We start from the raw sequence: 16,430 nt of genomic DNA, 5'->3' as shown, positions 1-16,430 counted from the left end.
AACGTAAGAAGAGAGGAATTTCTTCCTCTCACTCTATTATTCAACGTTTGTTTTTTTCATTTTGGCATACAGCAAAGTCAAAATAAAACCTATTGCTAACGCCAGTACATTTGCAATTACATACTGTAGATGTCCACCACCGTTTGTCGAAACAATTGCAAAGCCCGGAATAGCTGTTGCACCAAAACCAATTGCCTTTACTTTTGTAAAGTACACATACGCACCGCCAATTGCCCCTGCGATACATCCCATAATAAGTGGGAATTTATACTTAATATTCACACCGAACAGTGCCGGCTCTGAGATCCCAAAGAAGGTAGAGCCGAATGCGGATAGTCCGATTTGGCGCACCTTTTCTTGCTTCCAATGCGCAAGCGTAAAGCCAAACACAGAGCCGGCCTGTCCCATCAATGCAACCGACATAAGCGGCATTAAGAAATTTTGACCTGTGTTGGCGATTAACTGCGCTTCTACTGCCCCGAGTACATGATGCAGACCAGTAATTACTAGAACCTGCTGTAACCCAGCAAATAGCATGAAGCCAACTGCACCAAAGTTTGTTACAGACCACATTAAACCGGATGTGATGGTATCAGCTAAGAAGCGCCCGAATGGACCAACGATAGTAAACAGCAAAAGTCCAGAAATAACAACTGTCGCCAGTGGCGCAATAAATAGTTTAATCATATCAGGTACTTTACGATTAAAGAATTGGTCAAGCTTTGCAACAACAACTCCCATCATTAAAGCAATAATGATGCCACCTTGAAAGCCAACAAGCTCCACTTTTAAACCAAACAAATTGATTATTTCAGGGTTTACCTTCCCGCTCCCCACGTCAAATGCATTGCCAAGGTCAGGATGCAGCATAATCGCTCCCATCACAAGACCGAGAACCGGATTACCGCCAAAGCGCTTCGTTGCCGAATATACAACAAGGAGCGGTAAGATAGTGAAAATTCCTGTCGACATAATTTGAATAAAACGGTTCAAACCAGCAATCGCAGGATACATTTCTACAACGGATTGCTCGCCAAAAATACCTTTTTGTCCAAGTAATCCAGTGATACCCATCAATAAAGCTGCGGCCAATAAGCCGGGAATAATTTGTACAAACACATCTGATAGCGCTTTAATACCACGCTGAAAAGCATTCTGTTTTTGTGCTGATTGCGCTTTCACATCACTTAGTGACATATCCTGAATACCCGCCTCTACGCGGAACGCTGCATATACATCGTTTACCGTTCCTGCACCAAAGATAACCTGTAGCTGATCCCCCGCAAGAAAAGCACCTTTGGCGTAGTCTAGCTTCTCTATTTCCTTTACATTCATTAAATCATTGTCATGCAGTACAATTCGTAAGCGTGTTGCACAGTGTGCAGCGCCTTGGATATTTTCTTTACCGCCAATTAGTTCAACCAGATTTTTTGCTACTGCTTGATACGCAGCCTGTTTATTCGCAGCCATCTTAGTTCCCCCTTACATTTGCTTTCCAAAAAGGAAAACGGTTCCATAAACATATACACTAACTTATCATCCTTCTATTTTGGACCTGTTCCTCTTTCGGCAGTCATACAGGCGCCATATTACAATCAACCAAACGGAACCGGTTCCAAAAATATATAAAAAAATATCCTCTGAAACCGGCTTACTATTTCCACGGAGCGGAACCGGTTTCAAGAAGATTATATGAGATGTCCTGTTTTGTTGTCAACACTTTCTCTCTGGATAAATCTATGCGGCGAAATCGTTACGAATGGCACCTGCTCTCCATGGATGAGCTTAACGATATTTTGCGCCGCTAACTGACCAGCATCTTTATAGTAAAATTTTACTGTCGACAAACTTGGATGAATCACCTCGGTTATATCATAGCCGCCAAAACCTGTGATGGATAAGTCCATAGGTATCCGCAGACCGCTTACATACGCTGCTTTCATAACACCAAGGGCGATATTGTCGGTCGCACAGACGATAATAGATGGCTGAAACTCTTGCATAATCCGCATCGCTTCGACCTGGGCATCCTCCATCTTAAAGCTTGTCTCATAATAGCGTACTTCACAATCCTGTCGCTCACTAATAGCGCGGCGAAAGCCTTCCTTCCTTTTTACACCTACCGCAATATCCGTTTCCGTAACACCTAAAAACGCAATTTTTCGGTGCCCCATCTCTAGGACATGCTTACCGAGCTCATATGCTGCTTCTTCGTCATTATGAATTACACTGTAGACACCTTCATGTTGCTGGCCGACAAGTAAAACAGGCAGTTGTATCTCTTGAAATGCCTCCAAGTGTGCCGCTGTAACCTGCGCCGCTAGCAAAATAATGCCCGCCACCTTCTGTCTTTTTAAGCTGTATATATTTTCAATCTCGCGCGTTACGTCCTGACTCGTATTTGCGATTAGCATCTGAAAGTTTAGCTCTTTCAAGTGTTCATCAATTCCAATTAATGTTTGCGAAGTTGCAAACGAATCAAGGCGCGGAATAATTGTACCAATCATATTTGGCTTTTTCGCCTTCAAGCTTTGCGCAAAGGTGTTGGGAATATAACCTGTCTCGTTAATCACCTGTTCAATCTTTCGCTTCGTCGCCTCACTCACCGACCCACCATTTAAATAACGCGACACCGTGCTTTTTGCTACACCCGCCATTTTGGCGATATCTAAAATGGTATTGCTCATTGTATCATCTCCATTACCTACGCCTTTACCTCTAGTTTTCCTGATTATAACATACGACAACCCGTCTTTTTCCATAAAAAATACGGGTTGTTTGTTTAGATATTTTATTCTCCTGTCATTGTATCCGATTTTGTAATATGAGCATTCTCAGTAAGTGTTTTATACTCGCCAACTTTTACTACAGGCGGCTCCGGTCTAGTATGACCATACAACCCCACATAAATATCTTCAATTTCCTCGCCAGTTAAATCGCCCTTTTCCAATAAGGCTCCAGCAATAGAATGAACAAAGCTGGTGTGATCCAGCACAAGTTTTTTCACCTGAAGCATTTGATCCTTTAAAAGATTGTTGATTTTCGGCCGCAGCGCCCGAAGTCCTTCTGCGCGAGAGCCTAGGACCTGCCAGCTAAATAGTTCGTCTCCCATACCGACTAATCCAAGATAAGCACCAGCCAGTAAAGTAGCATGCTTTAAATCAGAAGTAACACCATTTAATTTCTTGCCCAAAAACTCCTCTTCTACTGCTCTTGCCGCCAAACATACTTGGATTCCAGCAAGAATTTCACTGTCACTTCGGTTATACCGCTCTGTTGTAGGCTTAGTGGCTGCAAGACCAAGCGCTCCTCCGCGACGGATGATTGTCACCTTCCATACACGATCGTGAGGCTTCAGCAAATACTGCGCTACCGCATGGCCAGCTTCATGATAGGCTACATTCCTTTTCTCATCGTCGCTCATTGACCGAAGCGGTTGTTTAAGACCCCATTCATATGTCTCCATTGCATCCCGAAAATCCTCATAGGTTGCTAGCTCGGCACCGCGCTGATGAGCAATTACAACAGATTCATTCACAATATGCTTAATTTGCGCGGGACTGTAACCAATTGTATCCAGTGCAGCACGATCTGGTGTAAAGGAAGAATCACGTTTCACCTTTTGCAGGTAATAGTTGAAAACGTCAATTCGTCCATCATAGTCCGGCGCATCTACCCAAATTTTTCTGTCAAAGCGCCCCGGACGAAGCAATGCTGGATCTAATACATCAGGAAGATTCGTAGCGGCAACTGTCAAAACTGCAGGACGTTCTGCTTTCTTTTTCCGCAATCCGAGTGAACGCAACAATTTAGCTATTTTAGAACCGTCAATATTTGGCGGATCCATTTGCAATAAAAGCTCATTTAGCAAACCGGATCCCATACCAAAAAGACCTCCTCCACCGCCCCCAGCTTGTCGAGACATACCAATGGCATCGACCTCATCAATAAATATGATACAAGCCCCATACACATTAGCTAGCTTGCGTGCCTTTTTATAAATACGCATCACCTTTAGATTACCTACACCAAAAAACATATTTTGAAAGCTTGGTGCCGAGGCATACGCAAAGGGTACCTGTGCTTCATTCGCGATAACCTGGGCCAGATACGACTTTCCTGTTCCGGGCGGGCCACAAAGCAGCAAGCCCCGAACCGCTTCCCCGCCCATTTCCTTAAATTCCTTAACCCCTTTAAGTAGCGTCACAATTCGTTTGGCATTTTCAACAATCTCCGGATTTCCTCGATAATCGTCCCAGGAAGATCCTGTCTCTCCAGGTAAAATCCAATATGTGCGCCCCCTTGCCAAAAACCAAAAAAGCGCAACAAACTGAATAATCATAAACAGCATTGCAAACACCAATTGAAATAACGTGCTAACAATTACCCACGCAACTGTCCAATATGTTGGCCCTCCTCGCCATACCACCGTGCCGATGATAACAAGAGTGGTAAGCCACAGTATGGTTTTTCTCCATCTCATCCAATGATGTCTTTCCATTACACAACCTCCTTTTTGTGAATATTTTGAATATTTTATGAGCATTACAGTCTATAGGTACCTAGAAAAGTTATCACACAAAAATTAAATATAAATGTGCACATTTATAGCTCTACAAAAAAACCCCTCCATATAGGAGGGGCAACAAGCTTGTTTTTAGCGGAATTTACCTTTAATATCCAAAATGTATTTAATGATGATAGCAATTCCGCTAATAAAATAAAATGTGATCAAAATCCAGCCCGTAGGATCGATTGTAATTAAAGATAGAAGCAGGTTTAACGGGAAGATGAGATACACAATATCCTTTAAATAATCGAGCACCAGAGATGTACTGAAGGAGCCCTTCCAGAATGAACGGATAAAGCCTACTACAAAATCAAGAATCATAAGCCCGAGCACTGTCCATAACGTATAAAGCAGCCAATCAGAAAGTTCAAAGCCCATCTATCATCACCACCTTTCTGCATCATATGCGAATGAGGTAGGTCGGTGATGGTTAATTGACTAAATTTTCCGATAAATAGAATGAGCTTTTTGGGCCTTATTCAGCCGTCATAGCATCGACCTTTGTCACATGTACAGTACCATACGGATGCTGCGGAGGTGCGTAGATGGAGTACAGCTTCATTGGAGTATTGCCTGTATTAATGACATTGTGCCAAGTTCCAGCCGGTATCATAATTGCATAATCATCCGACACCATGGCCTGCAGCTCTACCTTTTCCTTCGTTTTGCCCATTTGGACAACACCCTGCCCTTGCTCAACGCGCAAAAATTGATCGAGCTTTGGATGAATCTCTAACCCAATATCTTCACCAACATTGAGGCTCATTAGCGTTACCTGCAGATGCTTCCCCGTCCATAAAGCAGTACGATACGTATTGTTTTGCTTTGTTGCTGCGTTAATATCAACAACAAACGGCTGCGGACCGTAATCCTTTAATTCAATCGCGCGCATGTTGAAATACGGTCCAGCAGCAGGTCTTGCGTAATACGCCGGATATACATAAGGCGCATAATACATGGCTACCACCCTTTCATGCAGTTATCACATTATGCTATGCATGATGGTTTTAAGTTGTGCCCAGCGTTTCAGATAATTATTACCCCACCTTTAAATAGAATAAATATTTTTAATAGTTTTACTTCATTAAATATTATTGAATAAATATACAAAAACACCTATTATTATGTTCTGTTAGATTACATTTCTACTAGTGCCATTTTATTAGAAAAAAACTAACACAGCTCAGTTTTGATTAGAGCTTATGTTTAAGAATATAAAGCCTTCATATCTATATAACATAAAGGAGAATATACACCATGACATCTACAGACAAAAAGAAGCTCGGTGTGTTAGGTCTATGCCTAATTAGTGTAAACACCATCATGGGCTTAAAGAATATTCCGTTTGCGGCTACAATTGGACCTTCAGCTATGGTATTTTGGGTCATTGCTGCGCTATTGTACTTTATCCCAATTAGCTTAATTGTCGCAGAACTGTCGACAACCTATCCTGAGCAAGGCGGTGTTACCGCATGGGTAAACCGGGCATTTGGCGAGAAAGCAAGCTTTTTATGTGGCTGGTTTTACTGGGTTGCCAATTTTACTTACTATCCGTCTCTTATGCTCGGCATTATCATTAACATCGCTTATGCGACGAACTATCAGGAACTAACTGATAACACTTGGCTCACTACGCTAATTGCAATTTTTGTTTTCTGGACAATTACACTACTTACATTACGCGGCACACAAATGAGTGGGAAGCTTGCCGCTATCGGCGCACCGCTTGGCGTAGCGATACCGGCGATTCTTATTTTTGGGTTTGGCTTAGCAAGTATGTTTACCGGACATGAATCCGCGACCACGTTCACAGCACAGTCCATTATGCCGAATACAATTTCATTCGATACCATTATGTTTGTATCCACATTGATGTTTGCCTTTTCTGGTATGGAAATGCTCGGCACAATCGCAAGGGACGTAAAGAACCCGCAAAAAACATTTCCAAAAGCAATCTGGATTTCCTCCACCATTATTGGTGGTGCTTATATCATTGGTACAGTTACCTTTCAATTTGTCATTAACGTTAAACCGAATCAAACAGCAACCGCTCTGTACGACTTTGCGGACAAAATGACTGCGCAGTTTCATCTGCCGTTCAACCTGTCGCAGCTACTTGGCATCTGCTTTGTCATCGCTACTTTAGGCGCTTTATCATTTTTAATTCTAAATCCAAGCGTTGTTTTCTACGAGAGCGGGAAACATATTTTACCAAAAATACTAACCAAAACAAATAAAGCCAACATGCCTGCCAATATGATTCTTTGGCAAGCTGTAGGCGTATCTTTTATCTTATTGTGCTCGGGGTTTGTACCAACTCTATCAGAAGCATTGAACATGTTAATTTTCATGGCAACACTAGCATTCTTTATTCCTTACGTCTTTTTGATTTGTGCGTATGTGAAGCTAAGAAAAACTGACAAGCAAGCTGTAAGACAGTTCAAAGTGAAACACAACAAGCTTGCTTACCTTGTTGCGAGTATCGGGTTGTTTTCTGTAATTGGAACCATCGTATTAACACTGATTCCTTCACCAGGAACAACTATCGCAGAATATGCGCCGCTCGTAATCGGACCTGTCGTATTTGCGGTACTTGGCTTTTGGTTTTACCGATTGGGATCAAAGGAAAAAGAGACGCCTGTGAAGAATGTGAGTTAATTTTTTAGGTGGAAAAGCCCATTCCGTTTCGAATGGGCTTCATTTTTATATCACTTTAATCAGCCTTTGTCTCTCTTGTGTTAAATCCCTACGAGACACCACCGTCACCCTTAACTATTTAGTCATGATAATAACAAGCATGACTAAACAATCAAGCTATGCCTATTATCAACGTTATATATACATTCGAGAAACGGCGAAAAAATACATTGATAACTCAAATAAGAATTCTACCCATACAAATCAGTTACCGAATATTATTTACCTTATGAGTGAGTCGTTTTGGAATACAACATGGATAAAGTTTAACGAAACGCGTTATATAAACCTTATGTTTAATCATAGCTCACTCTCACTTATACACTTTCCTTCATTAATATATACAGATTAAAAAACTACATAAAAAAAGCTCTGCTACGTTGATTTCGTATGCGAGAGCAAGTATCGAGAGGTCAATTTGAACTTATATACCATCCAAAATATATTGTACAACGGATTATTCGTTTTAGATAGGCAGTTACATATGTCAGCCGAGATTACTGGTCGTCAACTCCCTCAGGCAGAGGACATCCGATACCGGCTGAGCAGTAGACCCATACAGTTCCCTAGCTTTAAAAGCATGGACTTGACTATATATATCCTGCATTTGTTCGTACACCCACAGCTCTGTTCTTTGGACTGGCAGCCAAGCGAAAATATCCATTGTATTCAGTTCATGTGTAACCATATGTATCCTTTCGTACTGAATCGAATTCATCTTCAGGAAGCCATTTTTTTTATAAAACCGTACTCTTTTTTCCGAATCAGCATCATTACAAGTAACCGGTTCAATTTCCAGTATAATTGCTTTCCCCTTTTGTTTCAGCTGATTCAAGATCATGCTGCCCGTTCCTTTTCCCCGACTACTCCCAGATACTAGAATATAATCAATAAAGATATAATCAGGCTGTTCAAAATATATAAGTAGATAATCCTGACCTTCCTCTAATTGATAGATTCCTTTTTTTTCATGAAAAAGAGTTTCAAAATGCTTTTTCGATTTCATTTCCTTTTCTGGAAAATACTCAGTCAATCTTGCATACCAGCTGCTCATCACTTTTGCTCCCCTTTTTAAGATGAAATAATGTAAAAGCCTTTGTTTTCGATAGAAAGGAAAATGTTCCAATAATTACATCATCCATTCTATATCTTGAAACAAAACTTTTAAATAGCTAATTTTGTCGAAACATTGTGAAATTTACGTATTTTTAGTCAAATGAATTTTTGATAGAATATAGGAGGTTATGATTCATATTACACACTTCAAAAGGTAGGGATAATGATGGACATGGTAGAAAACAGGAAAAAAATAACAGCATTGTTGGGCTGGAGCCTTCCGGCAATAGAAGCTATTGATAAGATGGACCGACCATACGTAGTTGTTGGTCCACCTGAATTCCAGGATTTCGCAGACACCCACAATATCCAGTTTATCCCGTGGAACTTTGAAAATTTACATGAGAGATCAGATGAGCTCTATGAAAAGTTAACTAATCTCAATACAAAAATTGCGGTACCGATATACGAAGAGACAGTTGAATGGGCTGGTATTTTAAATGCGAAGCTTCGAGAAAATCCACGAATTTTCAAACAATCTTTGCTATTAAGAGACAAAGGCTTGATGAAGCGCAGAGCACAAATGGCAGGCATCCGAGTGGGCATCTTTGAAGAAGCGCACACCAAGGAAGATATCCACCGTTTCTTAAAGCGCGTCAACGAGACATTACTTAAGCTAGACGGAGAGAACAATGACCCTATCCATGTTAAGCCATTTGATAAAGCAGGCACCGTTGGTCATCGAATGATTCGCAACCCACACGAGATTGACCTGATTCCTGATTCAGAGCTTCCGCTTCTGATGGAAAGCCACCTCGAAGGCCAGGAATTCTCCTGCGAGGCATTCATCCATGACGGTAAGCTAAGATTTTTGAATATTACCGAATACGTACAGCTTGGTCACACCAACTTCGTTCCTGCCTCTCCTTCACTCGAAAAGTGGAGACCACAGATTAAAGCAGAGATTGAAAAGCTGGTGAAGGCTTTTGATATCAAGTATGGCATCATCCACCCTGAATATTTCCTTGGCAGAGATGGATCCTTATATTTCGGAGAAGTAGCTGCACGCGTTCCTGGGGGGCATATTTTTGAATTGATTGAACAAGCTTATGGCTTCAGCGCGTTTCAGGCTCAAGTGCTTTGCAGCGATCCGGATACAACAGAAGAGGAACTGGAATCATTTTTCCCTGAAGAAGTGGTCTCGGCAAAAGGACATGCCGGCAGTCTGATGGTCTATCCGAACGTGCAAATCATTGATAAGCTGAATATACCTGTGGAGCTTAAAAACGATCCTTATTTCACCAAACATGATATGTTCATTCCTGTTACATCCAAAGTGGCAGAGCGTGTAGGGTTTGGGAATCATTACGGTACGATATTCTTCTTTGGCGATGACAGCGAAAAAATGAGGTCCTTGATGAAAAAATATGAAAAATACAATTTCTACCTGTAAGGAGAGAAGACAAGGATGAGTAATCATACAGGCGTGTTAAAAGATAAATTCGAAGCAGCTTTAGAGAAACTTGAACAGGCAAAGCTGTTCGCCAAAAGCATGTACCAAACAGAAATCTTCCAACTGGCGATCGAGCTTGCCGGTTCGGACGACGGACTAGCGATAATTTATAAGAACGCTCATCGTTTTGAAAAAGCAGGCGTCTTCTACGGAGGCCCATGGGAAGATCCAACTAAAATGCAGCCATCACTAGTTGGCGGTTCTCTAAAGCTCAAAGCAGGAGCCAATTCCATCATTGAATTGTTAAGTGAAATGAGAATGCTGGCAATCGCAAAAGGTGATTGCATTCATGAAGTCCTAAAGGCACATGAGGCAGAAGCGTTCTTAAATGAGGTGCTGGCGCTTAATCTCGATCTTTTGCCGCCAAAAAATGAGGAAAACTGTACGCAATTGGAAGACCATATTTTACGAGCACAGCGTTTGTTCCGTTACCTTGGTCAAGAACTATCCTTTAGAGAAATCGCGGAAAAAATTGTACAGGAAATCGATCGCTTGACCGTTCAGCGCCCAATCATGGTCGGACGGATTTTAAACATGATCAGCTTATCTGAACAATTAGTTAAAAATGGAATTGGCGATAAAACTGCGAAAGCACTTGAAAAGTACTCACGTGCCGCAAATGGTCCAACACAGCTAAGCAAAAAGGCTTCTAATCAAAGGAGCTACGGGCTCATGCTAGAGACTGCCTATGACGAAGAACGCGCAGCTGAATCCAATTCCGAAGAAACCAAAAAGAAAGGGCGAAAGAAATCTGCTTCAAAGCTTGGGACGGAAGCTAAGCTATTTGCGGATGCTATGAAAGACACTGGGCTGGTTTCTCCTTATCACGCCGTGTTGCTACGCTTTCTTAACCGAAGAAACCCTGACCTGATTCCAGCTGCTCTTGGTTTATCAGAAGCAGGGACTGCAAGCTTCCATGCCAATAAAGAACTGATACACCACATCATTCAGCTTGCGATTTTCCCTGAAACACGCCAAGCCATATACGGGCTTTCTAGAACGCTCGACCGAGGCGTACTTGCAGAAGATGCGGTCGCTCCTGCTATTCTGCGCCTGTTTGAGCTTCCCCTCCATGCTCAGGTGAAACAAACACTATTGAAAAATGAATATAAACAGAGCGGCATTAGCCCAAATGGTGTGCTCGTCGCGGGAGTGATGAGCGTTTTGGGACAACCACTTGGTGTTGGACAGGGTCTCAACCCTACTTGTCAATCGGCAAGAGCTATATCCCTATGGGCACAGTATGGAATCGGCCAGTTGCTTGCATATATCGCCCATGCTGCACAGCACAATGATCTTGAAATGACATTTGAAGGAGAAACAATCCGTTCATTCCTTCTTTCTGGAGGGGGTGCAGAGGAAATTCATCCGGATTTGGACCCGGTCTCAAGTGTGCTTGTTCCTCATCTGGACAAAATTTATTTTGAAATGATAAAACGAACATTACTTTTCGCAGAGGATGGCCATAAGTGGATTAATCCTGAGTTTTACGGTAAATGGATTCCGAATGGCTTTATAAATGCTATCGATCCATTCACACTGAATGTTACAAATTATAGGACTTTTGTAAGACTGTTCTATGCTACTCATCATCCAGACTATAATGAAGGATACAAACTGATATATCCAAATCCGATCGGCATTTTTACGACGGACGTACATGGAAATTTGCTCGGACTTCACGCTGTCTCCATTCAAAGGATTAAAAAGGATCAAAACGGAGATTGCCGAATTTACTTTTACAACCCTAACAACGACAGCGGCCAAAATTGGGGGCAAAATATTAAGCCAAGCGTTTCAGGTTTTGGCGAACTTGAAGGTGAATCGTCTCTGCTGTTTCATGAATTGTTAGCAAGAATGTACGCTTTCCATTATAATCCCTACCAACAAGGAGACACTTACATGGTCGAGGACAGCCTTGTTGAAAACGTGGAAGCACTGGCAAAAGATAGCTGGGGCAAGAATTATGTGTGGGAAGAAGAAGAAGTACCCGTACTTGCCTAAATTACTTATTAATAAGCATTAAAGCCTAATGTTGATAAGTACTAATTGTTGATTGGCGTAAAGGGGCGAGACTCCCTGACCGCCCTCGGGAAGCACACCCCGTAACAGAAATCTATCACGAACTTTAACAGAGCCTATCAATAAGAAAACGACTATGCCTTTTTCAGGCGTAGTCGTTTTTTTTTGGAGGCGTCGATGCTATTTAAGCATGTTGTGTACAAGAAAAAGAACAAGAGGCTGCCAATCTCATATTTTCTTATCTGTTCAGAGGACAGTGCCTACATGCGGCTCCGTTTGCTTTGGATGACTGAAGTGAAAATGCGGAAGATAAACGCAACCTTGCTTTTTGTATAGCAAAAAAATCAGTACTTAGACAGGTATTTACCTTGCCGCATCTCTGTATAAATTAATATGAACCATATCACTTTACATAAGCATATTAATTTCAGATTGCACCAGCGTCCAAATTAGACTTCTAAGAGTTTACCCAATAGAGCAAAATGATGACTTTTCATTTGAAATAGTATTAATTTCATGTTATATTTATTTGATAATCTGAAAATTCAATCTAATAGAAAACATACTCCTATAGCTCTGCTCAATCTATTTAACTGGTGAAATTCTCAATCACCTTTACCACTGAAACCGCCATCACTTCTCAATTTGAACAAAGTATTTGTTTTGTCTACTCATTATTCGATTTCTGCATACTAGCTAAGGCATGTGAACCTTGATATGGTCAAGTAAGCCAGCAACCCATTTGACCAACATAACGCTAGAAGGGAGAATGGACATATGGGACTTTTTCAATTTGCTTTAGAGGATTCATTTCAAAGAGTATTCAATCAGCTCCAGCGAGCTTCCATACTAAATAAGAATTTGTTTCAACAAGCCGTTTTGGAAGAAGCTGCTGTTCTTCTCAAGGAACGGCATGGCTTAGAAAAACTTTTTAAATATGCACATCTCTTTGATGAAGCCGGGGTCTTTACGGGGAAGCCATGGGAGAATGTTCGCAAGCTCAATCCGGTTCTTGTTAGAGGTACGTTTCATGCTGGTGGAATCATGGCTGCAGCCGAGGCACTCAGCAATCTAAGAATTCTCGCCATCGCGAGAGGCAGTTATGTACATCCTGAAATGTCAGCGCATGAAGCGAAGGAATTTCTGACCAAAGTCATGGCTTTGAACCTCGATTTGCTGCTCATCAAGGGAACGGAAGAAAATCGAGTCAAACAGCTTTATCAAGACAAAGAGGCGTCAAAGATTCTAGAATTTATCTCAGACCATTGTTTTTCTCCGGTTGTTTTTGAAAGTTTATATCAGGAAGTAAACAACCTTGCTGTCCAAAGACCCATTGTAACAGATAAAATCTTAAAATTGATTGCTAGTGCAAAAAAGTTGGCCAGCGGTCTCCAGCAGGCCGACTCCAGCTTGACACATTACGAAAATGCAGTTTATTCTCCATCAGATATGGCCGCCGCCGCCAGAGAAGGTTATGATGCTGCCTTGAAGGTGAGCGATAGTTTATTACTGATTAGGGAGGCCAAGCAGCTTCGTACATCCATGCATCAGACCGGACTTGTTTCACCATTCCATGCATTATTTTTAAACTATATAAATAAAGAACAACCAAACCTGCTGCAGAACCTGCTGGCCATGGATGAAACAGCGGAGAAAAACTTGCATTTGAATCTGCCTTTGGTTTCCTCTCTCATATCTTCAGCCATTACTGTTAATACAAGGAGAAGTATTTATGGTTTGATGCGTCTTCTGCAACGAGATATATTTACCGTTGAATGTATCACTGAAATTGAGAAACTCATAAAAGTTCCCATTCATGATGCGGTCAAGCACAGGATTTCAGCTATTCATAAAATAGCTGAGGGGGATGCACTTCGTTCCCTTATAGTATCAGGAATGATCAGTGTTTTAGGGCAGCCTCTAGGTATCGGCCAAGGGTTCAACCCAACATGCCAATCGACAAGAGCACTTAGTTATTGGTCGCAAAAGGAGCCAGTCATGCTACTCAAAATGTATAATCATTTTCTCGAGCACGGCAAAATTACAATTGATTTTGAAGGGATATCCATCTCTTCAGACATACTTCCACACACTCCACTTGACGATGAAGTCAATATTGATATCGTATCCCAGCTCTTAATCCCACACCTCGACGCTATCTATTCCCATATGCTGCATGCAGTAAAAGATCGTGAACCGGATCACCATAAATGGATTAACCCGGCTTTTCATATAAAAGGAATATGGACGGAATTTTCAGATATTTATAGCGACCTGGACTTTACAGCACGATTCTACCGGCACTATCACCCTTTAGAGAATCCAAATGTCAATGAAGGCCTTCCCCAGCCTGCCGGTATCACCATTTACAGTCAGTCTGGCCGAATTCTTGGAGCCCATGCAATACTGATTCAAAGAGTATGCTATGATCCATCAGGACGCATTCGTGTTTACTTTTATAACCCGAATAACGACAGTCTTCAAGTATGGAGAGACTCCATTACAACAAGTGTTTGTGGAAATGGTGAACGCGAGGGGGAATCGTCCCTATCTTTTGAAGAATTTCTGTACTTTTTATATGCATTTCACTTTCCAAAGCAAGCTTGACTTCCCCATACTGCCGCAGGGACAGGCGGTTCCACTGAAAGAAGCTTTACATGACCCTAGATTGCTCAAACTGGAGTTATCTAGGGTTTACAAAAGGTCACCTTCATACCCTACCTTGCAAAAGCAAAATCATGAAATAATCAGAGAGACAGCTGAAAATTCGGTCTAATTCATTCCCTATTCTTTTAAACTGATACAAAGGGAGGATGATCAAATGTCGATTTGTAAACAATCTGTACAAACCTTTATTAATGGGAAAATTTTCACTTCAAACCCAAAGCAGCCCTGTGCAAGTGCCATGATTGTGCGTGATGGCAAGATAATGTGGATCGGTGAACAAGCAGATTTAGAAAACCTATCAAGCAATTGTATTGATTTGAAAGGACACAGAGTGCTTCCAGGTCTTATCGATGCCCATTTACATCCTTTATGGCTTGCGCATGCATCCACCCAAATTGCCTGCACGCCTCCACTTGTTACTTCAATAGCCGATTTAATTGAACAAATTCGGCATATGTGTAGCTCCAACGAACCGGATAAATGGATTGAAGGCTGGGGATATGATGAAGGGAAATTGTCAGAAGGAAGAGCGCCAACACGCTGGGATTTGGACAAAGCTGCAGCAGACATCCCGGTTTTTATTACCCGGACATGCACCCATATTGCGGTTGTAAACAGTAAGGCGCTGGCACTAGCGGGCATTACGAAGAATACACCAGATCCGCAAGGCGGAAAGATTGATAGGGATTCAAACGGTGAGCCAACCGGCGTATTACGAGAAAGCGCAGCAGACCTCGTTCGCTGTATCATGCCCGTTACATCTCTTGAAGAAGATGCTGCGGCACTTGCCGAATTAAGTTCTGCCCTACTGTCACACGGAATTACAGCCATTACAGATCTTTGGAGTAAAACTGAGCCGATTGATTACTTGGAAATGTATAAAATGGCTATAAAAAAAGGGCTGAAGCAACGTACTGTTTTATATTATCTGTGGGAGGAGTTAAAAAAACAGCCTATACTAGAACCTCATAAAATCGAGCGTGAACATCAAGTTCATATCGGCGGCATCAAATTATTCTCAGACGGAAGCGTATCTGGAAAAACAGCATGGGTCAATCCGCCATTCTTAGGGGAAGAGGAGAATTACGGTATTCAAACAACAACTAAGGAAGAACTGTTGGCTGCCGCAAAAGCAGCTAAGCAGAACCAGATTCAATTAGTTGTCCACGCAATGGGCGAGCAGGCAATTGATTTGATCATTGATACTTTCTATGGCGAAGAAGGCTGGCTTACAGATGCGCCTTCTATTCGGATCGAGCATGCGGCAATGCCTACACCTCGCGCCATCCAACGTGCTGCAGAAATGAATATTGCCTTTGTCACACAACCAATCTTTGTGTTTGCAGAAATTGAAAGCTATCATAATAACCTTGGATATGAGCGTACAAAGCAAACCTACCCTGTTCAATCCATGCTCCAAGCAGGGATAAAAGTGGCATTTTCTTCCGACGCGCCTGCAACCGCTTGGGCTGATCCCGCAAATCCGTTTGTCGGCATCAAGTCCGCTGTCACACGCCTGGCCTATAATGGTGCGGATACCGGACAAGAACAAAGAGTGGATGTACCAACCGCCATCATGCTTTACACAAAGGCAGCACAAGAAATCACACGGATTCCTTATATAGGACAGCTTGCTACAGGCTATCATGCCGACTTTATTATACTTGATCAGGATATACTCGAGATGAGTATAGACAAGATTGATACCGTACGAGTTAAAGAAACATATTTAGGTGGACACTTGGTGTTTCAAAGAGACAATTCTGTTACGAAATGCTGACCTTTATTGTATACAACAAAGAAAAACCTTGAACGCTCAAGGTTTTTTCTTTTTAGTCCCCTACTGAATCCGCAGCGCATCAAACAACTTATTTACTATATTGACTTTCGCCGATTTGGCTCCCT

11 protein-coding genes are annotated in these 16,430 nt (G+C 41.9%); 5 read left to right on the top strand and 6 right to left on the bottom strand.

The features are described 5' to 3' along the window. Window positions 1-36: 36 nt before the first annotated feature. The 5 genes from MUG87_RS14720 to MUG87_RS14700 form a co-directional block, all read right to left on the bottom strand. Window positions 37-1,470, bottom strand: a complete 1,434-nt coding sequence (locus MUG87_RS14720; RefSeq protein WP_247083134.1) for a PTS transporter subunit EIIC — start codon at window positions 1,468-1,470, stop codon at window positions 37-39. A gap of 218 nt (window positions 1,471-1,688) precedes the next feature. Beyond that, entirely contained in the window at window positions 1,689-2,687 is a 999-nt protein-coding gene (locus tag MUG87_RS14715) for a LacI family DNA-binding transcriptional regulator (protein WP_247083132.1), read from the bottom strand. 104 nt (window positions 2,688-2,791) lie between these two features. Beyond that, on the bottom strand, window positions 2,792-4,501 hold the full coding sequence (locus tag MUG87_RS14710) for an AAA family ATPase (RefSeq protein WP_247083130.1): 1,710 nt from the start codon (window positions 4,499-4,501) through the stop codon (window positions 2,792-2,794). A 156-nt stretch (window positions 4,502-4,657) separates the two neighbouring features. Continuing rightward, window positions 4,658-4,948: a hypothetical protein gene (locus MUG87_RS14705; protein WP_247083128.1), complete on the bottom strand. Its 291-nt coding sequence runs from the start codon at window positions 4,946-4,948 to the stop codon at window positions 4,658-4,660. 97 nt (window positions 4,949-5,045) lie between these two features. Beyond that, the gene (locus MUG87_RS14700) at window positions 5,046-5,528 is read right to left on the bottom strand and encodes a cupin domain-containing protein (protein WP_247083126.1); all 483 of its coding nucleotides are present in this window, start codon (window positions 5,526-5,528) and stop codon (window positions 5,046-5,048) included. Window positions 5,529-5,827: 299 nt separating this feature from the next. Here MUG87_RS14700 and MUG87_RS14695 point away from each other — a divergent pair, with 299 nt between their 5' ends. Then, a complete protein-coding gene (locus MUG87_RS14695; protein ID WP_247083124.1) occupies window positions 5,828-7,228 on the top strand; it encodes an APC family permease in 1,401 nt (466 codons plus the stop codon). Between the two features lie 526 nt (window positions 7,229-7,754). Here MUG87_RS14695 and MUG87_RS14690 read toward each other — a convergent pair. After that, window positions 7,755-8,321, bottom strand: coding sequence for a GNAT family N-acetyltransferase (locus MUG87_RS14690; RefSeq protein WP_247083122.1), 567 nt, complete (start codon window positions 8,319-8,321; stop codon window positions 7,755-7,757). A gap of 225 nt (window positions 8,322-8,546) precedes the next feature. On the opposite strand from MUG87_RS14690, the gene MUG87_RS14685 reads away from it, so the two are divergent. From MUG87_RS14685 to MUG87_RS14670, 4 genes are all read left to right on the top strand, one after another. Next, the gene (locus tag MUG87_RS14685) at window positions 8,547-9,776 is read left to right on the top strand and encodes an ATP-grasp domain-containing protein (protein WP_247083120.1); all 1,230 of its coding nucleotides are present in this window, start codon (window positions 8,547-8,549) and stop codon (window positions 9,774-9,776) included. A gap of 15 nt (window positions 9,777-9,791) precedes the next feature. Then, complete coding sequence (locus tag MUG87_RS14680; protein WP_247083119.1) at window positions 9,792-11,840, top strand: hypothetical protein; 2,049 nt, start codon at window positions 9,792-9,794, stop codon at window positions 11,838-11,840. 795 nt (window positions 11,841-12,635) lie between these two features. Further along, window positions 12,636-14,465 carry a hypothetical protein gene (locus tag MUG87_RS14675; protein WP_247083118.1) on the top strand — a complete coding sequence of 610 codons (1,830 nt, stop codon included), beginning with the start codon at window positions 12,636-12,638 and terminating at the stop codon, window positions 14,463-14,465. A 214-nt stretch (window positions 14,466-14,679) separates the two neighbouring features. Then, entirely contained in the window at window positions 14,680-16,305 is a 1,626-nt protein-coding gene (locus MUG87_RS14670) for an amidohydrolase (RefSeq protein WP_247083117.1), read from the top strand. Window positions 16,306-16,430: the final 125 nt, after the last annotated feature.

Source organism: Ectobacillus sp. JY-23 (assembly GCF_023022965.1).
Classification (GTDB): Bacteria; Bacillota; Bacilli; order Bacillales; family Bacillaceae_G; genus Ectobacillus.
The sequence above is the reverse complement of the archived record's forward strand: the minus strand, read 5'-3'. Positions and strand labels throughout refer to the sequence as shown.